The sequence below is a fragment of the Variovorax sp. MPBD4-3 genome, from assembly GCF_058809745.1.
The window spans coordinates 1-23,641 of record NZ_JBXASW010000002.1; the positions used below are offsets into that span (position 1 = coordinate 1).

Annotated in this window: 17 protein-coding genes; 12 read left to right on the top strand and 5 right to left on the bottom strand. The window is 68.5% G+C overall.

Annotation, left to right across the window (positions count from 1 at the left end; genetic code table 11):
- Positions 1-1,979 precede the first annotated feature (1,979 nt).
- The 5 genes from AC1RVW_RS01100 (at position 1,980) to AC1RVW_RS01120 (ending at position 7,614) form a co-directional block, all read left to right on the top strand.
- Positions 1,980-2,246, top strand: a complete 267-nt coding sequence (locus tag AC1RVW_RS01100; protein WP_493197515.1) for a hypothetical protein — start codon at positions 1,980-1,982, stop codon at positions 2,244-2,246.
- Positions 2,243-4,141 (top strand): site-specific integrase, encoded by a 1,899-nt coding sequence (locus AC1RVW_RS01105; RefSeq protein WP_493197517.1) that lies wholly within the window; start codon positions 2,243-2,245, stop codon positions 4,139-4,141. Before AC1RVW_RS01100 ends, AC1RVW_RS01105 begins: the two co-directional genes overlap by 4 nt.
- A 90-nt stretch (positions 4,142-4,231) precedes the next feature.
- Complete coding sequence (locus AC1RVW_RS01110) at positions 4,232-4,393, top strand: HHHH-motif protein (RefSeq protein WP_409196868.1); 162 nt, start codon at positions 4,232-4,234, stop codon at positions 4,391-4,393.
- A 114-nt stretch (positions 4,394-4,507) separates the two neighbouring features.
- Positions 4,508-6,250, top strand: a complete 1,743-nt coding sequence (locus AC1RVW_RS01115; protein WP_493197519.1) for an ABC transporter permease — start codon at positions 4,508-4,510, stop codon at positions 6,248-6,250.
- A gap of 2 nt (positions 6,251-6,252) precedes the next feature.
- A complete protein-coding gene (locus AC1RVW_RS01120) occupies positions 6,253-7,614 on the top strand; it encodes an ABC transporter ATP-binding protein (RefSeq protein ID WP_493197521.1) in 1,362 nt (453 codons plus the stop codon).
- Positions 7,615-7,638: 24 nt separating this feature from the next.
- Here AC1RVW_RS01120 and AC1RVW_RS01125 read toward each other — a convergent pair whose 3' ends face one another.
- The gene (locus AC1RVW_RS01125; protein WP_493197523.1) at positions 7,639-9,972 is read right to left on the bottom strand and encodes a TonB-dependent receptor; all 2,334 of its coding nucleotides are present in this window, start codon (positions 9,970-9,972) and stop codon (positions 7,639-7,641) included.
- Positions 9,973-10,095: 123 nt separating this feature from the next.
- On the bottom strand, positions 10,096-10,455 hold the full coding sequence (locus AC1RVW_RS01130; RefSeq protein WP_493197525.1) for a DUF2946 family protein: 360 nt from the start codon (positions 10,453-10,455) through the stop codon (positions 10,096-10,098).
- A 71-nt stretch (positions 10,456-10,526) separates the two neighbouring features.
- Here AC1RVW_RS01130 and AC1RVW_RS01135 point away from each other — a divergent pair, with 71 nt between their 5' ends.
- The 6 genes from AC1RVW_RS01135 to AC1RVW_RS01160 all read left to right on the top strand — a co-directional run bounded on the left by AC1RVW_RS01135 (position 10,527) and on the right by AC1RVW_RS01160 (position 17,926).
- A complete protein-coding gene (locus tag AC1RVW_RS01135) occupies positions 10,527-10,898 on the top strand; it encodes a DUF2946 family protein (protein ID WP_493197527.1) in 372 nt (123 codons plus the stop codon).
- 103 nt (positions 10,899-11,001) lie between these two features.
- Entirely contained in the window at positions 11,002-13,170 is a 2,169-nt protein-coding gene (locus tag AC1RVW_RS01140) for a TonB-dependent siderophore receptor (RefSeq protein ID WP_493197529.1), read from the top strand.
- Position 13,171: 1 nt separating this feature from the next.
- Positions 13,172-14,728 (top strand): ABC transporter substrate-binding protein, encoded by a 1,557-nt coding sequence (locus AC1RVW_RS01145; protein WP_493197531.1) that lies wholly within the window; start codon positions 13,172-13,174, stop codon positions 14,726-14,728.
- Positions 14,725-15,690, top strand: a complete 966-nt coding sequence (locus AC1RVW_RS01150; protein ID WP_493197533.1) for an ABC transporter permease — start codon at positions 14,725-14,727, stop codon at positions 15,688-15,690. The genes AC1RVW_RS01145 and AC1RVW_RS01150 overlap by 4 nt, the downstream gene beginning before the upstream one ends.
- Positions 15,687-16,523, top strand: coding sequence for an ABC transporter permease (locus AC1RVW_RS01155; RefSeq protein WP_493197535.1), 837 nt, complete (start codon positions 15,687-15,689; stop codon positions 16,521-16,523). Before AC1RVW_RS01150 ends, AC1RVW_RS01155 begins: the two co-directional genes overlap by 4 nt.
- Positions 16,520-17,926, top strand: coding sequence for an ABC transporter ATP-binding protein (locus AC1RVW_RS01160; protein ID WP_493197537.1), 1,407 nt, complete (start codon positions 16,520-16,522; stop codon positions 17,924-17,926). The genes AC1RVW_RS01155 and AC1RVW_RS01160 overlap by 4 nt, the downstream gene beginning before the upstream one ends.
- A 62-nt stretch (positions 17,927-17,988) precedes the next feature.
- On the opposite strand, the gene AC1RVW_RS01165 is transcribed toward AC1RVW_RS01160, so the two are convergent.
- The gene (locus AC1RVW_RS01165) at positions 17,989-18,417 is read right to left on the bottom strand and encodes a universal stress protein (protein ID WP_106937930.1); all 429 of its coding nucleotides are present in this window, start codon (positions 18,415-18,417) and stop codon (positions 17,989-17,991) included.
- A 206-nt stretch (positions 18,418-18,623) separates the two neighbouring features.
- Between AC1RVW_RS01165 and AC1RVW_RS01170 the strand changes: the two genes are divergently transcribed.
- Positions 18,624-21,827, top strand: coding sequence for an EAL domain-containing protein (locus tag AC1RVW_RS01170; RefSeq protein ID WP_493197539.1), 3,204 nt, complete (start codon positions 18,624-18,626; stop codon positions 21,825-21,827).
- A gap of 10 nt (positions 21,828-21,837) precedes the next feature.
- Here AC1RVW_RS01170 and AC1RVW_RS01175 read toward each other — a convergent pair whose 3' ends face one another.
- Complete coding sequence (locus tag AC1RVW_RS01175) at positions 21,838-22,173, bottom strand: hypothetical protein (RefSeq protein WP_493197541.1); 336 nt, start codon at positions 22,171-22,173, stop codon at positions 21,838-21,840.
- A 159-nt stretch (positions 22,174-22,332) separates the two neighbouring features.
- Positions 22,333-23,631, bottom strand: a complete 1,299-nt coding sequence (locus tag AC1RVW_RS01180) for a cation:proton antiporter (RefSeq protein WP_493197543.1) — start codon at positions 23,629-23,631, stop codon at positions 22,333-22,335.
- Between the last annotated feature and the right edge of the window lie 10 nt (positions 23,632-23,641).

Consider the following 23,641-nt stretch of genomic DNA (forward strand, 5'->3'; position numbering starts at 1 on the left):
CGACGAGGAACCGGGGGGGAGGGGAGAGAAGCTCCGGGGCTACTGAATGTCGCCGTCCCCCCATTCAGCCGAGGTTCTCTACTGGCAGAGCTTTCCCAAACTCTTGAGTCGGCGGGATGCAGACAGGCCGGACGTCTCGCCCGGTATGGTGAATCACCGGTCTGCATCGAACGCACAGAGGCGCCGCCCCCCAAACCCGCATCGCCGGCCTGTTCCTCTTCGTGGACGGGCCTGGCCTCGTCATGAGGGCTCACGAATACCCCGCGCCACTCAGCCCCAAGTAGGCGGCCTGTCCGCGTCCACCGGCGAGCGCGCTCGGAGCTACGCGCGTTCACACTGTCGGCGACCGCATGCGCAGCGCCGGAAGCAACCGTCGGACTGCCGTCGTTCCCGTCGTAAGTGCGCCCCGTTGCTTGGGCCTTGATCAGGCTGACAAAGTCGAGCGCCGCGCAGAAGCACTTCCGGTGGATCACCTCCGCGCATGCATGCGATTTGGGTTCGGAGGGCCGGCGGCGTGACGTCTCGGGCACCCCACGCGGCTTTGCCGGCGTCGCCTGGAACCTTCCGGCCCATGCCAAAGGTGCATCGAGCGCCCAGGCCGACTGGCTTGCCCGGTTCGGGCTTTTTTCAAGGCGCTTGCAGCGCCTTGCTCAAACTGGGAGGGTACGTTCCGTTCCGCGCCGGGTTGTGCAATCACGTCTGCGGCAGGCATCGGTCGCGCGTGGCACGGGCGTCTGAACGTTGCCGCATTCCTTTCCGCCCGCCGGCAGACGTTCTGGTTGAATGCCGGTCAGACCCGACTGGCCGTGATGTGAGCATCGTTGGGATTTGAGCACGTAGTGCGTCACAACGCCCAGGGCCATCCGCGCCAAGGACCTGCGCATGCGCCGACGAGGTGCTCTTGCACGGACACGGGACAGCAGCCTTCAGCGGCTCGTTTGCGAAGCTGCCCCTCAGCCCGAAAGCGTCGGCCGCCCGCTGTCGTGGTGCACTGCGGCCCAAGATGCGCGGGCCGCTTGTCGTCGGCCCAGTTGCTTGCGCCGTAGTTTTTACCCTGGCGGCGCGCCGCCTCCCTGTTGTGGAGGGGGTCCACCCGTCCGCAGCACACCCCTCTTGGACCGTGCTACAGGAACGGAGACGTGCGAAGCAAGTGGCCCGCTGCCCTACACACGACTCGCCCTAATTCGATAAGTGTGCGCAAGCTAACTTTTAACAAGGCGGGTTAACTTGGCAAGACAGCCCGCTTCCGCACAAAGGCTCGTTCGCCCGTCAAATCCCAAAAGTACTCACAAAAGGGAACTGTGGAGACAACCGGGCGATGAGGACGTGCCCTTGGCGCGCTTGCCCAATACCTCTCACATTGCCTCGCGACAAAGAGGCTGAGCGCAACCCTCACGGCTTGCAGGAACAGCACGCTCGGCGACCGGCGCTGCCCAACGTCCCGCGCAGGGCGGCGAACCCTGACTCTGGCATCACGTGCTCCCCCCATCGGCACACCGGCATTTAAGGGGGCAGGGTGGCACGCCGAGGGCCCCCTCGTAAATCCTTAATGCAAGCACCCACTTAGGAGTGGAAGCACATGCAGTGCCTCACCATACGCCTAACTACCTCGACGCAATGCGCTTAAGTGGATGGCGTCATCGGAAAAAATAGCAATTGAATCAAAGACTTAGCGCATACCTCGACTTTCGTTTCTTCGAAATGGCTAGAGATCACCTAAAATTGACGTTGATGATTATGCAAAATCAAAACAGCCGGCCGAGCCGGCGCGGCCCGGGTGCCGCAAAGAAGATGGAGCACGCCTGCTGCCGCAGCCGCGGCGGGTCAGCCTCCACCAATCCTACGGACCAACCCTTGCAACAGCGTGCGGCCGTACGCTCGACGGCCCGAACACGGATGCCCTCGAGACCACCGTCGGCCTGGGGCCGAGCGCGCATTGCACGAGCAGCCGGCGGCGCCAAAATGCAGGGAGCGGGGCGATGACCCGCCATGACGCGCCGAGTGCCGCGGAACTGGCTCAGTTGGAAGACGGCGTGCTTGAGCGCCTGGCGCTCGACTGGCGTGCGAGTGCATCGCGCGGCGAAAAGCAGGCCTACGGGGTTGCCCACATGCTGGAGGTCGAACTGCGACGCCGCGTTCGCGGCAGGCGGGCCGAGCAGCAGCCGCCGCTCCCCGCGAGCGCCCCGCGGCCGTGGTGGCAGTTCTGGCAAGCACGACGGGCACCCGGTGTGCCGCGCTCGCCGTGAAAAAAACGACACCCCCGCGCAAGCTCCATCGGGGCCACTTCGCGTTCATGCGCGCGCTCGCTCAAGGGGTCGAGGAGCGCGCTGCCTGGGATCGCTACCTGCGCCTGGAGGGCGAGCACGTCGACCTGCGCACGGTGCGCCACACCGTGGCCTGGATCCGGGACGCGTTCGCCGCCGCCGCGCGCCGTGAACAGAAGCCCGGCACCGCGCGCCTGATCCTGCTTGACGCCGAGCGCTTCACCGCGACACCGGCGCTGCCGAGCTTGGCCGAGTTTGCCCAGGCCCAGGGCATGGAGGACTTCTCGGAGGCCGAACAGATCGAGGCGTATGAAGCCGCCTTTCCACAGGGCGGCGGCGCCGCGGGACCGGCGCGCGCGCGGGGAGGCGCTCAGCCTTCGCGCCGCGCACGCGTCATCGAGCGCCAACTGGAGGCGCTGCACTGGCTCGAGAGCCTCGTCGCACAGGATCCGCGCCCGGGCGACAGCGTGGCCGCCTGGCTGCATCCGGCGCTGGCCGAGCGGCTCGAACGCGCGGGCCTTGCGACGCTTTCCGCGCTGGTGCTGCACATCAACGACGCCGGCGCGCGCTGGTGGGCGAACGTCCCAGGCGTGGGCGAACACAAGGCCGCGCGCATCCTCGACTGGCTTCACGCCAATGAGCAGGTGCTGGGGCTGCGCATCGGCGTGCATGCGGCGCGCCGGCGCGCGCAGCTCGGCCCCGCCGCGCTGACCGAGGTGGTTCCGCCCGCCACGGCGCTGGTGCCCTACGAGAAATTCGTGCTGCCGCCTGGGCTGGACGGCCGCGCCGGGAGCGCCCGCGCGCCGAGGCAGGCGTGCCGACTCTCTGCGGCCAATGACCACGAGGCGATCGGCGCGTGGCTGCTCGCGAAGGGTGGCGGCGTCGCGAAGGAGCCCTTGTCGGCCACGCAGCGCTCGTACCGCAAGGAGGCCGAGCGGCTGCTGCTCTGGGCGGTGCTGGAGCGCGGCAAGGCCATGTCCTCGCTCACCCGCGAAGACGCGGCCGCCTATCGTGCCTTCCTTGCCCGGCCGCCCGTTGCCTGGTGCGGACCGCGACATCACCAGCGCTGGTCCCCGATGTGGCGGCCGCTTGAGGGCCCGCTGACGACGGTGGCGCTGCGCCAGGCGCTGGTCATTCTCCGCAGCCTGTTCGCCTTCCTCACGTCCCAGGGCTATGTGACGGGCAATCCCTTCGACGAGACGCTTTTGCCCTCGCAGGCCGGGCAGCCGCTGGGCACCAACCGCACCCTGAGCTTCGCGCAGTGGGACCACATCGATGCGCGGTTGCGCTCGCATGGGGACACCGAGGCCGGTCGACGGTTGCGCCGCGGCATGCACTGGCTGTATGCGACCGGGCTGCGCCTGGCCGAGATCGCTGGCGCCTGCTGCGGGGATCTGCGTCTACGACAGGACGCGACGCCGGGCGACGGTTCGGTGCCGCCCGTCTGGCTGCTGACGGTGACCGGCAGAGCAGGGGGGCGCCGCGAGGTTCCGGTGGCGCTGGCGCTGATCGAGGACCTGGAGGAAGAACTGGCGCGCCACGGCTTCGATCGACGGGTCGACGCACCCGCCAATCGCGACGTTCCCGTGCTGGCGCGTTTCGACACGGGGGCCGAGCATCCGGCCGCCTGGTCGTCCTCGGGGCTCTACCAGGCCATCAAGGCGTTCCTGGCGCGCATCGCACAGGATCTCGATGCCTCCGACGCCGAACACCTGCGAAAGGCCAGCACGCACTGGCTGCGCCATACCCACGGCGCGCACGCCCTGCAGGGCAGGGCGGGGCGGGCACCGTTGCCGCTGGCGGTGGTGCAGAACAACCTGGGTCACGCGTTGCCCAGCACGACCCGGATGTATGCCGCGAAGCGGCGACCCGCCTGAAAAATGTCATCCGAGTGTTAACCAGGATCGTTGAGAGGCTGCGCCTGATATACGACGCATTCTTCGATGCCATTGCTTAGAAAGACCACCATGAAAACCAAGCAGCTCATCTCCGCCGGCATCCTCGCATTTGCCGGCATGGCCTTGTTGGCCCCAGGCATCGCCTCCGCCGCGCCCCGCCACCACCCCAAGCACAAGGTGTGCAAGTGGGACGCACGCCATCACCACCGTGTGTGCCACTGGGTACGCTGATCCACCAGGAAAAGCCCGCCCCGCCAAACTCAGGATGCCTCGCGAAGCGGGGCATTTTTTCATTCGTTCGAAAAGAGCTGCGGCTATCGTCGAAGCAAAGAACTGCAAGCCCGCATGAAAAGTACCGCCCCCCAGCTTGCGATCGTGGAAGAGCGGCGCACGCTCGGCTGGATCGATGCGCTGTTCCTGCTGATCCTGCTGGGCCTCCTGTGGAGCGCGCTGCACTTCGGCAAGGGCATGCTCGTGCACTTCGATCCGGCGGCGGTGCCGCAGATCGACAGCTCGCCGAGCCAGATTCCCTATTACGCGGGCCGCACGCTGATGCGCATGTGGATCGCGTTCGGCTTCTCGCTGTTCTTCGCCATTGCCACCGGCTACCTGGCGGCAAAGAACCGCACGGCGCGCGCCTTCATCCTGCCGGCCCTCGATGTGCTGCAGTCGGTGCCGGTGCTGGGCTTCCTGTCTGCCACCGTGGCGGGTTTCATGGCGCTGTTCCCCGGCAGCCTGCTGGGCGTCGAGTGCGCTGCCATCTTCGCCATCTTCACGGGACAGGTCTGGAACATGGCGTTCGGGTTCTATCACTCGATGGTGACCATTCCCAACGACATGCAGGAGGCGGCGTCGACCTACGGGCTGACGCGCGCGCAGCGCTTTCGCACCGTCGAGCTGCCGGCTTCGGCTCACAGCCTGATATGGAACTCCATGATGTCCTTCGGCGGTGGCTGGTTCTTCGTGGCGCAGAGCGAGGCCATCAGCGTGATGAACAAGGACATCAAGCTGCCGGGCCTGGGTTCCTACATGGCGCAGGCCATCGCGCAGGGCAACAACACGGCCGCCCTCTGGGCCGTGGTGGCCATGATCTTGCTGATCCTCGTGAGCGACCAGCTGGTCTGGCGCCCGCTGCTGGCGTGGGCCGACAAGTTCAAGATCGAACTGACCGAATCGGCGACGCCGGCAACCTCATGGGTCTACAACCTGCTGCGCGGCGCCTACCTGTTCACCTGGATCGGCGAGCGGCTCTGGCTGCCGCTGAAGGACCGGGTGTCGCGGGTGCCCAATCCGGCCGCGCGGGTTCCGGTGCGGCTCGGGGCCGGCGGGCAGAAGCTGCTCTGGCGCGCGGCGGGCTTCGTGCTCGCCGTGTGGATCGGCTTGGAGATCCTCAGGGCCCTGGCGGCTGCCGTGGCGGCGCTGCACGGCGCGCTGACGCTGGCCGCCTTCGGCCACATCGTCTGGCTCGGCGCGCTGACGGCCCTGCGCGTCGCCGCCATGACGGTGCTGGCCACGCTGATCTGGGTGCCGGTCGGCGTGTGGATCGGCTCGCAGCCGCGCGTTGCGCGGTTCGCCCAGCCGCTGGCGCAGATCGGCGCGTCGTTCCCGGTGAACATGACCTTCCCGATCGTCGTGGGCTTCTTCGTGGCCGCCCACGTCACGCTCGACTGGGGCAGCATCCTGCTCATCGCGATGGGCACGCAGTGGTACATCCTGTTCAACGTGATCGCGGGCGCCATGGCCATCCCCAACGACCTCAAGGAAGCGGCACGGGTCTACGGCCTGCGCGACTGGAACCTGTGGCGCACGCTGATCCTGCCGGCGATCTTTCCGTACTGGGTCACGGGCGCCTGCACGGCCGCCGGCGGGGCGTGGAACGCGAGCATCGTGGCCGAACTCGCCACCTGGGGCAGCACGACCCTGAAGGCGCAGGGCCTGGGCGCCTACATCGCCACGGTCACCAAGGAGGGGGACACGGCGCTGATCATCGCCAGCATCGGCGTGATGTCGATCTTCGTCGTGCTGATGAACAAGCTCATCTGGCGCCGCCTGTACGCATTCGCCGAGCGCCGATTCAAGCTGGATTGAAAATGAACACAACCTCCCGTTCCCTCGAGTCGGCCAAGCCGGTGGCCGAGCTGTGCGCCGTCACCAAGACGTTCAGGACCGCCGGCAACCACGAGCTCAAGGTGCTCGACAACATCGACCTCGCCGTCCACGAAGGCGAGTTCCTGGCGCTGCTGGGGCAGTCTGGTTCGGGCAAGTCGACCATCCTGCGCTGCCTCACCGGCCTGATCGCGCCGACCTCGGGCCGCGCGCTGGCCGGCGGCAGATCGCTCGACGGCGTGAATCCCGATGCCTCGGTCGTCTTCCAGACCTTCGCGCTCTACCCGTGGCTGACCGTGGAGCAGAACGTTGCGGTGGGCCTCATGTCGAAAAAGATCGGCCGCGCCGAGCGCGACGCCGCGGTCAACCGCGCGATCGAACTGATCGGCCTGGGCAACTACCACGCGGCCTTCCCCCGCGAGCTGTCGGGCGGCATGCGCCAGCGGGTGGGCATCGCGCGGGCGCTGGTGTCCCGGCCCAGGCTGCTGTGCCTGGACGAGGCCTTCAGCGCGCTGGACGTGCTGACCGCGGAGAACCTGCGCCAGGAGCTGATCAGCCTGTGGCGCGGCCCGAACGGCGATCTCAGCTCGGTCTTCATGGTCACGCACAACATCGAGGAGGCCGTGGAGATGGCCACGCGCATCGTGGTCGTGTTCCCCCGGCCGGGGCGTGTCGGGCTCGTGCTGGAGAACAAGCTGCCGTACCCGCGGGACACCAAGCACCCTGAATTCCAGCGGCTGGTCAGCGTGATCCACGAGTCCATCACCACGATGACGCTGCCCGACCTGCCGCCCGAGGCGAGCGAGAAGGGCCAGCCGATCTCGCGCGCCCGCACGCGCATGGAGTCCATTCCGCTGGTGCCGGTGGGCCAGATCCTCGGGTTGATGAGCATCCTCAGCGACTCGCCGGACCTGTCCAACATCTACGACATCTCGGACGAGATCGGCAAGGAGTTCGGCGAGACGATCGCGATCCTCAAGGCGGCCGAGATCCTCGACCTCATCGACACGCCCCGCCAGGAAGTGCGTTTCACGGAACTGGGCCGCAAGTTCGTGGCCGCGGACCGCCTCGGCAAGCGCGCGATCTTCGAGGAGCAGGTCTTCAAGCTGCGGCTCTTCCACATCATCATCGCGCTGCTCAAGGAGTACGAGGAAGTCGAGGCCGAGCGCGTGATCAAGGACATCGGCAGCGCCTTGCCTTACGACAATCCCGAGAAGACCTTCGAGACCATGATCGCCTGGGGCCGCTACGCGGGCCTGATGGACTACAACGCGAAGACCGGCATGGTGTTCGTCCCGCAGAACGATGATTCGAGCGACGACGCCCACCTGCACGGGGTGAACTGAACGGCCCTCGATGCGCGCCCGGCCTCACAGGTCGAACCGCAGCTCGGCCGTGTAGGTGCGCTGCGGATACGGGTGGAAGTTCCAGTACTGGTAGTTGTTGGCGTTGTCGATGCCGAAGGCGGCCGACCACTGCTTGTCGATCTGGTAGCGCACGCGGAAGTCGACCGTGAAGTACTTGCTCGCGCCGAAGTAGGCGAAGGCGTTCACGTCGCTGTTGTCCAGGTTGGAGTACTGCCGGCCGCTGTAGCGCGCCGCGGCCGTGAACGACCAGCGCGCATCGGGCTTGTACGTGGCGTAGACGGTCGAGCGCCAGCGCGGCACGCGCGGCTGCCACTTGCCCACGGCGGCCGGAAACGCGGCGTCCGCCACCGTCTTCGAGTCGGCATAGGTCAGGCTGCCGCCCAGGTCGAGGCCCTTGATGAGCACGTTCTGCCCGGTGTAGGCGATCTCCACGCCGGTGGTGCGCACCTTGTCGATGTTCTGCACGCGCGAGACGGTGGAGTTGGGAATCAGCTGGCTGTACAGCGCGTTCTTCGTGGTCTCGTGGAACAGCGTGGCGCGCAGCAGGCCGTTGCCCAGGTCCTTCTCGGCCGACAGTTCGCCGGTCCATGACTTCTCGGGCTTCAGCGTGGGGTCGTTGATGAAGGAGAGCGCGCCGCCCGAGGTGGCGCCGTAGAGCTCGCCGACTGTGGGGTAGCGCACGGCGCGGCCCACGGAGGCCTTGAGCACCGTGTCCTTGGTCAACTGGTAGGCCAGCGCGGCCTTGGGCGACACGTCGGATTCGCTGCGCGAGGCGTACGACTGCGCAGTGGCCGCCGTGGCCGTGAAGCCGTCCTTGGCTTCCCAGTGCTCGTAGCGCAGGCCCAGCACGGCCTTCCACTTCGGCGCGAACGACCAGGCGTCCTGCGCCCAGGCGCTGTAGGTTTCCGTGCGCCCGCCCACGTTGCTCACGGGCGTGAACGCCGCGCCGTCCTGCCAGTTGCCCAGCACATTGGTCTTTACGATGCCGAGCTTGTACGCATCGCGCCCCACGCCGAAGTCGACGATGTGCGCGCCGCCCGCGCCCTGCGGGCGCCAGGTGCCCTTGGCCGCCAGGGTGTTCCAGCCGGTGCCGCCCTGGTCCTGCAGCGTGCCCGCGCCGCCGTAGGCCGCGAGCGGCAGCGCGGTGGTGGGCGCGCGCTGCGTGTCCTTCGAATAGTCGTAGAGGCTCGCGGCCAGCTCCCAGTCGAACACGCCCTGGGTGTTGCTCTTGACCGAGAGGCCGTGCATGTAGTGCGTGGCGCTGTCCGCGGTGAGGGGGAAGGCGGCGGGGGCCAGGTTGAAGCTGCGCCCGTTGATGTTCACCGGGCCGCTGTACACCGGCTGGCCCTGCGCATTCGTGAGGTAGCTGGCGGACTGCCCGTTCGCGGTGTTCTGCCACCAGCCGAGCGTGTAGGTGGCGCGCACCGTGGGCGAGAAGTCGTAGGCCAGCTTGAGCTTCGCGTGGTCCTGCAGCGTGTGGTACTGCGTGCCCGTGCCCAGGATGTACCAGGGCGTGTTGGTGGTGTTGAGGCCGCCGAGCGCGCCGTACACCGGCGTGCCCGCGCGCCCGGGCGTGCCGGAGGCGAGGGTGGCGGTGGTGAAGGTCAGCGGCTGGCCTTCGCTGTCGGTGCGGTTGATGTCGATCCACCAGGACCAGTCGCCGCTCCTGCTGCCCAGCGATGCACTGGTCTGCCAGCTGTTGAAGGTCTGGCGGGTGCTGTAGAGGTTGTTGGGCTGCGACGAGTAGCCGACCTTCACGTGCGCCTCCAGCTGCGTCGGCATGCGCGTGACGTAGTCGACCACCGCGCCGGCGGAGTTGCCGGGGTAGGCGGCAGAGAAGGGCCCGTACATCACGTCCACGCGCTCGATCTCCTCGGGCGTGACCAGGCCCCAGCGCGGCGCGAAGTTGGTGCCGTTGGCGATGCCGTTGCCCAGGTAGTTCGACAGCAGGATGCCGTCGGCGTAGACCGCCGAGCGCGCGCTGTTGCCCGTGCCCAACGCGCGGGTGGACAGGATGGCGTGGTTGTAGTCGCCGATGTAGCGCTTGCGCACCAGCAGGCTCGGCAGGTACTTGAGCGCGTCCTCGCTGTCGGTGGCGTTGATGCGCGTCTCGATCTCCTCGCGCGTGACGCCCTCGATGGTGGTGGGAATCTGCGTGGGCAGCGAGGTCGGCTGGCCGCCGGTGACGGTGACGACGCCGAGCGACTTGGTGCGCTCGGGCGTGTTGTCCGCGGTGGCTTCGGCGGCTTCTGCGGCCGCTGCGCCTTGCGCGAAAGCGGGCACGGCCAGCCAGGGGAATGCCGCGCCGAGCGCGAGCGACAAAAGGGTCTTGTTCATGGAAAGCTCTCTTTCGGCGCCAGGAAGGCGCCGACTCATTGCAGGGAAATGCGTTGCAGCGAGCGACGACTGCGCACGGCCAAGGCCATGGACAGCGTCACGTGCGACGGAACCGAAAACGAGTCAGGAGAGCGAAGGAGGCCCGCGCGCGGGCAAGGGCGCGGCAGTGGCCGCGGCAATGCGCGCGGCCGGGATCGGCTGCACGGCATGGCCCAGCGACAGAATGCGGGGGAGGTCGATGGGCTGCGCCGCGGGCGGGGGCGCACCGGTCAGCATGCACATCGGGCAGTCCAGATGGCTGGCGCCAAGTTCGCGCGCGCCGTCGTCGGTCTGCACGATCACCTTGATGGCGCCGGCCGCCGAACACACGAGCTGCATCGACTGTGGCTGGACCATCGGCGACGCGATCGCCACCCCCAGCGACAGCACGAACCACGCCAGCACGAAGCGGACGAGTTGGCGGGCATGGCGCAGGGCGGGCATGGGGCGATTATGTGCGCACTGCCCCTGGTCCGCGCCACCGGCTCTCACCGGTATGATCCCCCCGCCTCGCCATGCAGCTTCGTCCTCTCCATCTCCAACGCCTCCTTCGGCTTCTGTTGCTGGCCGTGTTCTTCAACGCGGCCATCGGCATGCCGTTGCACGAAGCCGGGCATCTGCGCCAGGCAATGGCAGGTGTGGAGCAGGAAGCCGCGCTCGAAGCCCGCGCGGATGCCGAGTCTCTCGGGCACACCGAGGAAGCTCACGGCCTGTGCGCGTGGTGCCTTGCCCATGTGCACCACGCCACTGCGCCCGCTCAACGGCTGGCCGCGCTCGAAGTGGCGTTTGCCTTGGCACTTCCACGTGCGCCGCCCGCGCTGGCCTTCGTGCCCGATCCGGGCCGCTGGCCCTTCGCCTCGCGCGATCCTCCGTACACATCGACCTGACATTCCGCCGCACCGCCCCAGCGGGGCTGTGACGCGTTCGTTTCTTTATCTTGCTGCCGGGCCCGTCGAAGGCGCGGCGGCACTGTCTCGTCGAGTGCCATTCATGATCGTCATTCTTTGCGAACGCGCGCGCAAACGCGTTCCCCTGTTCCGCCGCCTTCCTCTTGCGCTGTCCGTCTCGGCGCTGTTTGCCGGACCGGCCATCGCCCAGTCTTCCGATGCCCCTGTCGAGGGCCAGCTGAAACCCATCGAAGTGGTCGGCCGCGGCGAGTCGGGCACATACCAGGCCGAAGAAGCCGCCGGGGCCAAGACGGACCTGCCGCTGCGCGAGCTGCCGCAATCGGTGCGCATCGTCACGCGCCAGGCCATCGACGACCTGGGTGCCACCAAGCTCGATGACGTGCTGGACTACGTCGGCGGCGTCTCGCGCCAGAACAACTACGGCGGCCTCTGGGACAACATCGCCATCCGCGGTCTGCCCGGCAACGAGAGCACCGGGATGGCGACGCTGCTCAACGGCTTTTCCGCGAACCGGGGGTTCAACCCGCCGCGCGATCTGGCGGGTGTGGAGCGCATCGAGTTCCTCAAAGGCACCGCGGCTGCGCTTTACGGCAGCAGCGAACCCGGCGGCACGCTGAACATCGTGTCCAAGCGTCCGTTGTGGACGGCCGCGAATTCGGTCGAGGCCTACGCCGGGAGCCACGGCCTCAGGCGTGGCGCCTTCGACAGCACCGGCCCGATCGGCAAGAACTTCGCCTACCGGCTCAACGTGGCGGTGGAAGACCGCAACAGCTTCCGCGACTTCGTCAGCGCCAAACGCGAAGTCGTCGCGCCAGCCTTCACCTGGAAGCTCGGACGCGACACGGTGCTGGAATACGCGGGCGAATACCTGCGGCATGCCACGCCGCTGGACCGCGGCGTGGTGGCGGTCGACAACCGCCTGGGCGCCATTCCACGCAGCCGCTTCCTCGGCGAACCGGCCGATGGCGACATGACCGTCAAGAACCAGACGCACCAGTTCATCCTGTCCCATGAATGGAACTCGACGTGGCGCAGCCGGGTGGGCCTGTCGTACCGCGAGACTTCGCTCGAGGGCTTCTCCACCGAGCCGACTGCGCTGCTGGCCAACGGCAACCTCGCACGGCAGCGCCGCTACCGCGACTACAGCTCGAACGACATCGCACTGCAGGCCGAACTTCAGGGCAACGTGAAGACCGGCGCCATCGAGCACGAGCTCCTGTTCGGCGTGGAGAGCTTCCGCTTCGACATGGACGCCCTGATGCTGCGTGCGAACCCGAGCACTGCCCGGCCGTACGCGATCAACATCTACAACCCCGTCTACGGCCAGTTCCAGCCGGTGCCCACGGCCAACACCGACACGCTGGAACACCAGAACAGCAACGCGTTCTATGTGCAGGACGCGATCAAGCTTTCGCCGGAATGGCGGCTCGTCGCGGGCGTGCGCGCCGACAACTACCGCCAGTCGCTGCTCAATCGCAGAAACGGCACCACGGCCAGCCAGGGACCTTCGTCGACCTCGCCGCGCATCGGTGTGAGCTGGCTGCCGACGCCGCAGTGGACTTTCTACGCCAACGCGGGCCGTTCGTTCAGGCCGAACACGGGCTCCGATTTCGCCTCGAACGGCTTTGTGCCCGAGACGGGCCGCGCGCTGGAGCTCGGCACCAAGTGGGAGAGTGCGGACCAGCGCATGGGCGCCACCGCGGCGCTCTTCGACATCCGCAAGCGCAACGTGCTGACCTCCGATCCGGTGAACACCGGCTATTCGGTGGCGGCGGGAGAAATCCGCAGCCGGGGCCTGGAGTTCGATTTCTCGGGCCAGGTCACGAGGAACTGGCGCGTCAATGCCAGCCTGGTACTCAACGACGTGGAGATCACGAAGGACAACACGCTGGAAGTCGGCGGCCGGCTGCTCAATGTCCCGCGGGTCAACGGCAGCGTGCTCGCGGTCTACGAGGACGGCTTCTCCAACGGCCAACGCTATGGCATCGGCGGCGGCTTCACCCACATGGGCAAGCGGCTGGGCCAGGCTCGCACGCAGGCTGAGGCGAATGCGGGAACGCCCGCGTTCGACCTGCCGGCCTACACCACCGCCAAGCTGGTTGCGTACTGGCGCCTCAACCCCACGCTGCGCGTGACGCTCGATGTCGACAACCTGTTCGACAGGACCTACTACGCCAGTTCGTACAGCCGCGTCTGGGTCACGCCAGGCATATCGCGCACCATCACCGTCGGCCTGCAGGCCAAGTTCTGAGATGACACAGCCATTCGTTTTGACGCGCCGCCGGGCGCTCCAGCTAGGTGCGGTCGGCCCGGCCGTCGCCGCATCGACCGCGTTGCAGGCACAACCGGCCCGAGCGCCGCTGCAGATCGTCGGTCCCTGGGAAATAAGCGGTCTTGCGCCCGCCAGCAGCGGTTACGTCTTCACCCGCATGCAGATCACCGAGACGCTGATGGAGGCCGGCGACGACGGCACCCCGCTGCCGGGCCTGGCCGAGCGCTGGCGCGTGTCGGCCGACGGCCTGGTGTGGCATTTCACGCTGCGTGCCGCGGCGCGCTTTCACGACGGCACGCCGGTCACGGCGGCCGCGGTCGTGCGCTGCCTGCAGGCGGCGCGTGTGGCGCCGGCGCTGCTGAGCCTGGCGCCGATCAGATCCCTCGAGGCCGATGGCTCCGGCGTCGTCGTGGTCAGGCTCGCATCGCCTCATGGCGGATTGCCGGCGCTGCTGGCACACAGCAGCACGATGGTGCTCGCGCCCGCGAGCTACGGCTCCGGCGGTGAGGTCAAGGCCGTCCTCGGCAGCGGCCCCTACCGCGTGGTGTCGCTCGCACCCCCGCAGCAAGTGGAGGCGGCCGTGTTCGAAGGCTATGACGGCGCCAGGCCTGCCGTGGAGCGCGTGCGCTACCTGACGGTCGGTCGCTCCGAAACCCGCGCGCTGATGGCCGAGGGTGGGCAGGCCGACCTCGCCTATGGCCTCGACCCGGCCAGCCTCGTGCGCCTGCGCAAGCGTGGCCGGGTGCGCGTCGATACGGTCACCCTGCCGCGCACCGCAATCCTCAAGGTCAACGCGGGCCTCCTGGCGTTGAAGGATCGACGTGTGCGTCAGGCGCTGAGCCTGTGCATCGATCGGGCCGGGATTGCCAAGGCATTGCTGCGCGACCCGGAGCTCTCGGCAACGCAGCTCTTTCCGCCCACGCTCAAGGCGTGGCACGACCCCACGCTGCCGCCGCTGATTCATGACCCGGGCTCCGCCGCGAGACTTCTGGCCGAGGCCGGCTGGCGCCGGGCGGCCGACGGACTGCGCGACGCTTCGGGCCGGCCGTTGCAACTGTCGCTGCGAACCTTTCCCGACCGACCCGAGCTTCCTGTCATCGCTTCGGCGCTGCAGGAGCAGTGGCGCCAGGCTGGCATCGCGGTCCAGGTCAATGTCGGCAATTCGGGCGACATTCCGCTGGGCCACCGCGACGGCAGCCTGCAATTGGGCCTGGCCGCGCGCAACTACTGCACCGTGCCCGACCCGACAGGGACGCTGCTGCAGGATTTCACCGCCGCTGGCGGTGACTGGGGCGCGATGGGCTGGCGCAGCGATGCGCTGGTCCAGGCGCTGTCCGAGCTGTCGCGCGGCACGTCGTCGGCAGAGCGCGCGGCCGCGCTGCGTGCTCGGGTCACGGCGGTGCTCCAAGCCGAGTTGCCGGTGATCCCCGTCACCTGGTATCGCCAGCAGGTCGCGGTCAGCGGGCGTGTCACCGGCGTCAGCCTCGATCCGCTGGAGCGTTCCTATCGGCTCAGCGCGATGAGGTGGAGCGCATGAGCGGGAAACGCACAGCCTGGACGGGCATCCTGCTGCGCCGTGCCATCCAGATCGTCGCGCTGGGCCTGCTGGTGGGCACGGTGTGCTTCTTCATGGCACGTTCGCTGCCGGGCGACATGGCCACCCGCATCGCGGCGGGACGCTACGGCTACGACCTCGTGAGCAACGCGGCGGCCGATGCCGTGCGCATCGAGCTCGGGCTCGACCGGCCCTTGTGGCTCGCGCTGCTGCAGTGGTGGGGAGAAATCGCACGCCTCGATTTCGGCACTTCGCTGGTCACCGGCAATTCGGTCTGGAGTGAAGTGGTGCATCAACTGGGCGCCACCATCGACCTGGCGGTCGCTTCCTTGGTCATCGCGGTCGTCGTCGGCTTGCCGCTGGGCACCTGGTCCGGACTGCATGCGGGCGGCTGGATCGACCGGCTCACGCTGGCGCTGGCGGTGGTGCTGCGCGCGGTGCCGCCCTTCCTGCTCGCCGTGTTGCTGATGGTGCTGGTCGCGGTGCGGCTCGGGGCGTTGCCGGTGGCGGGCGACCACCACGTGGGCAGCGTGCTCCTGCCTGCGCTCACGTTGGGCCTGGGCCTGGCCGCGGGGCTGGCGCGCGTGACCCGGGCCGCGATGCGCGAAGCGGCCGCTTCTCCATCCTTCGAGTTCGCCCGCACCAAGGGGCTGTCGGACCGGCAGGCGCTGGTGCGCCACGGCCTGCGCCAGGCCGCGGCGCCGGTGGTGGCCTATCTCGGTGTGCACGCGGTGTTCCTGGTCGAAGGCGCCGTCGTGGTCGAGACCTTGTTCGCCTGGCCCGGGATCGGTCATGCACTGGTGCATGCGGTGTTCGGTCGCGACGTGCCGATGATCCAGGGGGCTGCGCTGTGCATGGGCCTGCTGTTCGTGGTGTTCAACCTGCTGGTGGATGCGGGTTGCCTCGCGCTTGATCCGCGCCGGCGCAGGGGGGAGGCGGCATGAACGGCAGTCTGCTCGACGCATCCGCGCTCACCGGGCGGAGGTCGCGGCGCGCGGCGACGCGCCGTCGCACGGGCCTCTGCATCCTCGCATCGGTGGCGGTGTTTTCGTTGTTCGGGCCGGCCGTGATCGGCATCGACCCGGCCCGCCAGACGCTCGCCGACACGCTGCTGCCGCCGGGCGCGGCCCACTGGCTGGGCACCGACGTGCTGGGCCGCAGCGTGCTTGCGCGCCTGGCACACGCGGCCCGGCTCTCGCTCGGTCTCGCATTGCTGGCCGCAGTGACCGCGGCCATTCCCGGCGTGCTGCTGGGCGTTGTTGCCAGTTGGCGCGGCGGGCGCATCGAACGCGGGCTGGTCATGCTGGCCGATGCGGTGCTCTCGGTGCCAGGCCTGCTGCTGGTGCTGCTGTTCGCCGCACTGGCGCCGGGACGCTACTGGGCGCTCTACATCGGCCTCTCGCTGTCGCTGTGGGTCGAGTACTTTCGCGTCGCTCGCGCGGCGAGCCGGCCGGTGCTCGCGGGTGATGCGGTGCAGGCTTCGCGCCTGTTGGGCTTCGGGCCGGGCTATGTCCTGCGCAGGCATCTGCTGCCGGCACTCGCACCGGTGTTGGGCACCTTGCTGGCCTTCAGCGCCGCGCAGGCCGTGCTGGCGCTGGCCGCGTTGGGCTTCATCGGCGTGGGGCTGCAGCCACCGACGCCTGAACTGGGACTGATGATGATTGAATTCCTTCCCCACTACGAGGAAGCGCCATGGCTCATCGCGGCGCCGGTGGCGCTGTTGATGCTGCTGGTGCTCGGGATGATGCTGCTCGTTTCGGAGGGGGAACCGGCATGACCACTTCGTCCGTCCTGCTCGCTGTCGAGAATCTTGGTGTGCACGCCGGCGCCAGGCCGCTGCTGCGCGACGTGTCCTTCAGTCTGCGCCCCGGCGAAGTGCTCACGCTGCTCGGTGAAAGCGGTGCCGGCAAATCGCTGCTGGCTCAGGCCGTGATGGGGAACCTTCCCGCGGCGTTGCGCGCTGGAGGCAGGGTCTCGCTGGACGGCGTCGAAAGTCGTGCCGAGGAGGCCAGGGCGCGTCGGTCGCTTTGGGGACGCACGCTCGCATTGCTGCCACAGGAGCCCGCTCTGGCGCTGGATCCGCTGATGCGCATCGCGCCCCAGTTGTCCGAAACGCACGAACTGGTTCGTGGCGCCGCCTTCGAGGAGGCCGAGGCGGCGGCCGCGAGAGACCTCGATGCCGCGGGTCTGGCCGCCTCGGCGCGGCGCTATGCGTGGGAGTTGTCCGGCGGCATGGCGCAGCGCGCCGCCGCAACCGTCGCCTGTGCAGGCGGCGCACGCGTACTCCTGGCGGACGAACCCACCAAGGGTCTGGATGCGCATTGGCGCGACCATACTGTGGCGATGCTTCAGTCGGTGCAGCGCAGCGGCGGCTGCGTCGTGGTCATCACGCATGACCTGCGCGTTGCGCGGGCGCTGGGCGGACAGCTGATCGTGCTGCGCGCGGGCGAAGTGGTCGAACAGGGCGACGCCCAAGCTGTCCTCGCGAGCCCGCGGCATGCGTACACGCGGCGGCTCGTTGCGGCCGAGCCGGCCCATTGGCCACGGAGGGCGACGGTCGCAACAGGTGCACCGGTGCTGAGCGCGCATGGCCTGTCGAAGGGCTTTGGCGGCAAGCCGCTGTTCGACGGGCTCGATCTGCAGATCCGTGCCGGCGACCGCTACGTGTTGCAGGGCCCCAGCGGCACGGGAAAGAGCACGCTGGGCAATGTGCTGCTGGGCCTGCTGCCGGCCGATCGGGGCGTGGTGCGGCGTGCCGAAGGCCTGTCCTCGACCGCCTTCCAGAAGCTCTACCAGGACCCGGTCGGGTCTTTCGCGCCCAGCGTCAGCCTGGAGAGTTCGCTGCGGGATGTGGCCGCGCGCCATCGCTGCGCCTGGCCGGGTGTGCTGCAGCAGCTCGAACGGCTGGGCGTACCCGCGGATTTGCTGGGGCGTCGGCCCGCGGAGGTGTCCGGCGGCGAACTGCAGCGCGTCGCGCTTGCACGCGTACTCACGGTGCGGCCCGCCCTGGTGTTTGCCGATGAACCGACCTCACGGCTGGATCCTTTGTCGCAGCAGGAGGCCATGGACGTGCTCCTCGATGCGCTGGACGAGCGCGGCGCCGCGTTGATGCTGGTGACGCACGACGAAGACATTGCGGATGCCGTGGGAACGACCCGGTGGAGATTCGTGCAGACCTGAGTCCCTGGCCGAAAAAAAAGCGACGAGTCGACCTGTCCCGGGTCATGTGGAGCAGGCCGCCGTCACTTCACGATCACGACGGGCTGCTTTGCGTTCGCGAGCACGCGCTGCGCCACGGAGCCAAGCAGCAGATCCGCCAGCGCGCCACGGCCCTTCGAGCCCAGCACGATCATGTCGAAGCCGCCGGCGGTCGCGCAGTCGATGATCTCCTGGGCCACGTGGCCGGTGCGGATCTCCATGTCGTAGCCGATGCCGTCGTCCTTCAGCAGCTTGCGGGCAGGCCTGAGTTCCTTTTCGCTGAGTTCGCGCAGATAGTCCGCGACTTCCGCCTTCCCGACGAAAGCCCTGGCATGGCGCAGGCCGGTGTCGTCATGCACGCTGACCAGCGTGATCTTGTTCGAACTGGTGCGCAGCAGGTGCGCAAGCTTGGCCGCGTATTTCACCGCGCGAAGCGAGTTCTTGGATCCGTCGACCGCGACGAGTAGCTTCATGGTTTGAGTTCGATTGATTGACGGGCCCACACAGCCTATCGCGTGCACGGCCTCTCGCGCAGCCGCGATCCGTGCGGCGTTTGACACAGATCAAGCGAATGCGGAACCGATGCGCCGGCGCGGCGGTGCTTGTGCCCAGTGATCCTTGGCCGCTCGGCGCCAACGAGGCCTAAAGATTGCATACATGCACCAGACCCTGGAGGGATATGGTGCATTTCATTACGCGTCGCCTCAGCCGGCTCAGCGTTGGCCGCAAGCTGCTGGTCATCTACCTGCTCGACCTGAGCGCGGTCATCTTCATCAGCGGCATCCTCATCAACGAGAAGTTCATCGCGATCGATTTCGGCCGCAAGGAGATGGCGGGCGCGGCCTACATCGACCGCATGCGCCCGTCGCTGCTGGCCGCCGCCGGCTGGCACGGCGCCGAGCCAGCGCCGCCGCTGGCGCTCGAGCGGCTCGAGCAGCAGTACGGCGAGGGCTTGCAGAGCGCCGAGGTCAGCCAGCGGTTCCGCGAGGCGCTGGCGTCCGCCGCCCAGGCCGGCCCCGCCGGGCGCGAGACGGCCAGGCGCGCGGCGCTCGAGCAGGGGCGCGCACTGGTGACGCGCATCGGCAACCAGTCGAACCTGATCCTCGACCCGGACCTCGACAGCTACTACACGATGTCGCTGGTGCTGCTGCGCTTTCCGGAGTTGCTCGAACTCGGCGCCGACATGGCCGCGCGGCTGCACGCCCCTGGTGCCAGCGGGCTCGCCGCGACCGAGGCGCGGACGCAGTACTTCATCCTCGAAGGGCGCATCGACGCCATCGCGGCCAGCATCCGCAGCGACTATGCGGAGGCTTTCGCCGCCGCCAAGGGGCCGTTGCAGTCGCGGCTCGACCCGTCGCGTGCGCGCCTGCTGGCCAGCATCGAGGGGTTCAGGCGTGCTTCGCGCAGCGTGCTGGAATCGAGCGACAGCACCGACGCCGGGGCGAGCCACCGCGGTCTCGCGGCGTTCGACGCGGCCCAGCAGACGCTGTTTGCCGAACTCGACGGCGCGTGGTCGGGCGCCATCGGCGAGCTCGACGCCATGCTCACCTCGCGCGAGCACGGCTTCTTCGCACGCATGTGGATGCACCTGGGCACGGCACTGTTCCTGCTGCTGATGATCCTCACGGCGGTGTTCTACGTCGCGCGCCAGATCTCGCTGCCGCTGCGCCGGCTGTCCGGCGTGGTCGACACCGTGCGCCGCACCGGCGACCACAGCCTGCGCGCGCACTGGGACAGCGGCGACGAGATCGGCCTGCTGGTGCTGGGCTTCAACGACATGCTCGCGCAGCTCGACCGTCAGCGGCAGGCGCAGCAGGAGCTCGCGGCCAGCGCCCGCGCGGCCGAAGCGCAGCGCGACCTGGTCGCGGCCATTCCGATCCCGCTGATGGTCACGGCCATTCCGAACCACGAAGTGCTCAACGCCAACCCCAGCGCGCTGGCGTGGCTTGGCGGGGGCACGCGCGACCCGTGGGCGCTGGGCTTGGCGCCCGGCGTGCGCTCGCGCTTCTTCCAGCAGCTGGCCGACCGCGGCGCCGTCGACGAATTCGAGGTGCGCTGGCTCGGGGGCGCCGAGCCGTCGTGGGCGGTGCTGTCGGCGCGGCGGCTGGTCTACCAGGGGCAGGACGCGCTGCTCACCGCCTTCACGCCCATCAACCACCTCAAACTGATGGAGCAGCGGCTGATGCTCTGGGCCAAGGTATTCGAGGCCTCGTCCGAGGGCATCCTGATCATCGACGGGCAGCATCGCATCCTCACGGCGAACCGGGCGCTGTGCCGCCTCACCGGCCACGACCTGAGCGATCTGGTGGGCGAGCCGCCCGAACAGCTCATGCGCGACGACACTGCGCATTTCGCCGACCTGTGGCCGGTGCTCGACCAGCGCGGCACCTGGCAGGGCGAGGTCAGCGTGCGCCGGCGCAACGGCGACAGCTACCCCGCCTGGCTGGTCGCCAGCGTGGTGCGCGACGGACCGGATCGCATCTCGCATTACATCTTCACGTCCATCGATGTGAGCGACCGCAAGCGCAGCGAGGCGCGCATCCGCTTCCTGGCCCATCACGACGTGCTGACCGAGCTGCCCAACCGGTCGCTGTGCATCGAGCGCCTGGGGCTGGCGCTGCAGCAGGCCCGGCGCAAGGGGCAGCGCGTGGGGGTGCTGTTCATCGACCTGGACCGCTTCAAGAACATCAACGACTCGCTGGGCCACCACGTGGGCGACGCGCTGCTGCGCTCGGTTGCCGCGCGCATGAGCCAGGCCGTGCGGCCCGGCGACACGGTGAGCCGCCTGGGCGGCGACGAGTTCGTCGTGGTGCTGAACGACGTGGCCGACGGCCAGGAGATCCTGTCGCTGGTCGAGCGCCGGCTCATCGCGCTGATCCGCCAGCCCCATGACATCGACGGCGCCGAGATCCATGTGTCGTGCAGCGTGGGCATCGCGGTGTACCCCGACGACGCGCAGGACATCGACGCGCTCATGCGCCATGCCGACGTCGCCATGTACCAGAGCAAGGCGAGCGGGCGCGACACCGCGCGCTTCTTCACCCCCGAGATGAACGAGCGCGCCCAGCAACGGCTGCAGCTGGAGTCCAGCCTGCGCCATGCGATCGAGCGCGGCGAACTGAGCCTGCACTACCAGCCGCGCATCGATGCGCACGCTGGCGCGCTGATCTGCGTGGAGGCGCTGCTGCGCTGGCAGAGCGCGGAACTGGGACAGGTGCCCCCCGCGCAGTTCATCCCGATCGCCGAGGAGTCGGGGCAGATCGTGGCCATCGGCGCGTGGGTGATCGAGCAGGCCTGCGCGCAGCACGCCGCCTGGCGCCGCGAGGGGCTGGGCGCGATCCGGGTGGCGATCAACATGTCGGCGCTGCAGTTGCGCGACGGCGGCTTGCTGGAGGTGCTGCGCGGCGCCATCGCGCTGCACGGCGTGTCGCCGGGCGATCTGGAGCTGGAGCTCACCGAGTCGACGCTGATGGACGCGGCCGAGCAGTCCCTGTCGCAGCTGCAGGGGCTGAAGTCGCTCGGCGTGATGCTGTCGATCGACGACTTCGGCACCGGCTATTCGAGCCTGAACTACCTCAACCGCTTTCCCATCGACAAGCTGAAGATCGACCGCTCCTTCATCCACAGGATGCTGGGCGACCCCACCGACATGGCCATCGCGCGAGCGATCATCGGCCTGGGCCATGCCCTGGGACTGCGCGTCGTGGCCGAGGGCGTGGAGCGGCGCGAGGAAGCGGACAGCCTGCGCGCCGCGCGTTGCGACGAGCTGCAGGGCTTTCTCATCGCCCGGCCGATGCCGCCTGGCAAGCTGGCGGGCTGGATCGAACAGGCGTCACCGCCGGCGTGGCGCGCGCACGGCGCCTTCGATGGCGCCCCGGCGTAGCGCCCCGCGCCTAGCGGTCGGCGGCGCCCGCTGCGCGAGCCTCGATCCAGGCCAGGCATTGCTCGCGCAGCAGGTCCATCGAGGCGAGCGCGTTGGCCTGGGGCTCGAAGATGGCGAGTTCGCCATGCGACTGGCCCTGGCAGTGGATCTGCGCCGAGCCCGTGAATTTCTCGAGCGACGGCACCAGCTGGTAGCGGAACTCCCACCCGCCGGGGTGGCGCTCCGACTCGCTGAATGAACCGGCGCACGCCGCGTCGGTAGCGGCGGCCGCGCGCGGTGCGGCGTTGTCGCGGTGTGCGCGAAGCGCGGGTCGTGTCGGGGGCGGCGGGAAATAGGCGGAAATCATGGATGTGTCTGTGGTCGGGCCTGCGTCTGTCCTGGCGTGCTCGTCCGGGCGCAAGGCACGGCGACGCAACGGCGAAGAATTTAGATCCGCTCCCGCGCAAGTTCTGTCGGAAGACATGCCGAGATGGGGTGCCGAGATGGCGTGCCGCACGTCGCCGTCTCAGCCTCTGCGTTGCGTCGCCGCCTGATAGAGGTTCATGAGCGGCGTGGCCGATATGCCGTGCACGATCACGGACACGGCCACGGTGACCAGCACGGCTTCGCCGATGGCGCCGATTTCCGACGGGCGTGCGCCGTGCGTCGACGCATAGGCGAGGTAATAGATGGAGCCCACCCCGCGGATGCCGAACCATGCGCCCAGCCGTCGCTGCGACGCCGTCCAGCTGCCTTTGGCCGTGGAGATGTAGATGGCGACCGGGCGGGCCACCGCGATCAGCACACCGGCAATCAGCACGTTCCTCGCCGTCAGCATCTCGACCCGCAGCAGGCATCCGATCACCAGCATGGCCGCGAGCTCCACGAATTTCTCCAGTTCCTTGGCGAACTCGAGCACGTCGCGCGTCATGTCGTCCGCCGTCCTGGCCTGCGCGACGGCGTCCACCTTCGCCTGGGGACGCGCCTTCGACCGGCTGGCAAGCGCGGCCTCGCTTTCCACCTGGCGCTCGACATTGCGCATGCTCAGGCCGGCAACGAAGACGGCCAGGAAGCCGTAGACCGCGGCGTGCAGGGCGATGCCGTAGGTCAGCGCGATGAGGCCCAGCGCAAGAAAGCTCTCCATGCCGAGCGCCTGCTTTTTTTCCGTCTGGAGGAACAGCACGAGCCGGGTGAACGCGGCGCCGCAGGTCCATCCCAGCGCCAGGCCCCCGCCGATCGCCCACAGGACATCCAGCCCGAGCCAGCGCAGCCCCGCGGTTCCCAGGTCGTGCGCGCCGCTCAGCCCCAGCGCGAGCATCACGAACGGAAAGGCCGCGCCGTCGTTCAGGCCGCCTTCGGCGGTGAGCCCGAATCGCAGGTCGTCCCGGTCGTTCTCATGCCTGACCTGCACGTCGGACGCCAGCACCGGGTCCGTGGGAGCCAGGATGGCCGCGAGCAGCAGCGCGGCGCCCAGCGACAGCTTCAGTGCCAGCCCAGCGAGCGTCATCAGCATGATCGTGACGACCATGCCCACGCTGGCGAGCAGGACCGGCTGGACCCAGCTCGACAACCGCAGGCGGATGCGCAGCCGAAGGCCGACTGCGAAGAGCGAAACCAGCACCGCGACTTCGGTGATGGTTTCGATCAGCGCCGCATCCGCCTTGATGCCCAGCTTCAAAAGGTCGAAGCCGCCGGGCCCCACCGCAAAGCCCAGGCCCATGTAGAGCGCGGCCGCGCTGATGGGCAGCGTCTTGAGCAAGGTGCCGGACAGCGCCATCAGGATCAGCAAGGCGCCGACCAGCAGGTCCCAGGTCGCCGCGGTCATGAGCGGGGCT

Coding starts and splice junctions, on each gene's coding strand:
- AC1RVW_RS01100 (WP_493197515.1), top strand. CDS start 1,980: ATGACCCGCCATGACGCGCCGAGTGCCGCGGAACTGGCTCAGTTGGAA.
- AC1RVW_RS01110 (WP_409196868.1), top strand. CDS start 4,232: ATGAAAACCAAGCAGCTCATCTCCGCCGGCATCCTCGCATTTGCCGGC.
- AC1RVW_RS01115 (WP_493197519.1), top strand. CDS start 4,508: ATGAAAAGTACCGCCCCCCAGCTTGCGATCGTGGAAGAGCGGCGCACG.
- AC1RVW_RS01120 (WP_493197521.1), top strand. CDS start 6,253: ATGAACACAACCTCCCGTTCCCTCGAGTCGGCCAAGCCGGTGGCCGAG.
- AC1RVW_RS01125 (WP_493197523.1), bottom strand. CDS start 9,972: ATGAACAAGACCCTTTTGTCGCTCGCGCTCGGCGCGGCATTCCCCTGG.
- AC1RVW_RS01130 (WP_493197525.1), bottom strand. CDS start 10,455: ATGCCCGCCCTGCGCCATGCCCGCCAACTCGTCCGCTTCGTGCTGGCG.
- AC1RVW_RS01135 (WP_493197527.1), top strand. CDS start 10,527: ATGCAGCTTCGTCCTCTCCATCTCCAACGCCTCCTTCGGCTTCTGTTG.
- AC1RVW_RS01140 (WP_493197529.1), top strand. CDS start 11,002: ATGATCGTCATTCTTTGCGAACGCGCGCGCAAACGCGTTCCCCTGTTC.
- AC1RVW_RS01145 (WP_493197531.1), top strand. CDS start 13,172: ATGACACAGCCATTCGTTTTGACGCGCCGCCGGGCGCTCCAGCTAGGT.
- AC1RVW_RS01150 (WP_493197533.1), top strand. CDS start 14,725: ATGAGCGGGAAACGCACAGCCTGGACGGGCATCCTGCTGCGCCGTGCC.
- AC1RVW_RS01155 (WP_493197535.1), top strand. CDS start 15,687: ATGAACGGCAGTCTGCTCGACGCATCCGCGCTCACCGGGCGGAGGTCG.
- AC1RVW_RS01160 (WP_493197537.1), top strand. CDS start 16,520: ATGACCACTTCGTCCGTCCTGCTCGCTGTCGAGAATCTTGGTGTGCAC.
- AC1RVW_RS01165 (WP_106937930.1), bottom strand. CDS start 18,417: ATGAAGCTACTCGTCGCGGTCGACGGATCCAAGAACTCGCTTCGCGCG.
- AC1RVW_RS01170 (WP_493197539.1), top strand. CDS start 18,624: ATGGTGCATTTCATTACGCGTCGCCTCAGCCGGCTCAGCGTTGGCCGC.
- AC1RVW_RS01175 (WP_493197541.1), bottom strand. CDS start 22,173: ATGATTTCCGCCTATTTCCCGCCGCCCCCGACACGACCCGCGCTTCGC.
- AC1RVW_RS01180 (WP_493197543.1), bottom strand. CDS start 23,631: ATGACCGCGGCGACCTGGGACCTGCTGGTCGGCGCCTTGCTGATCCTG.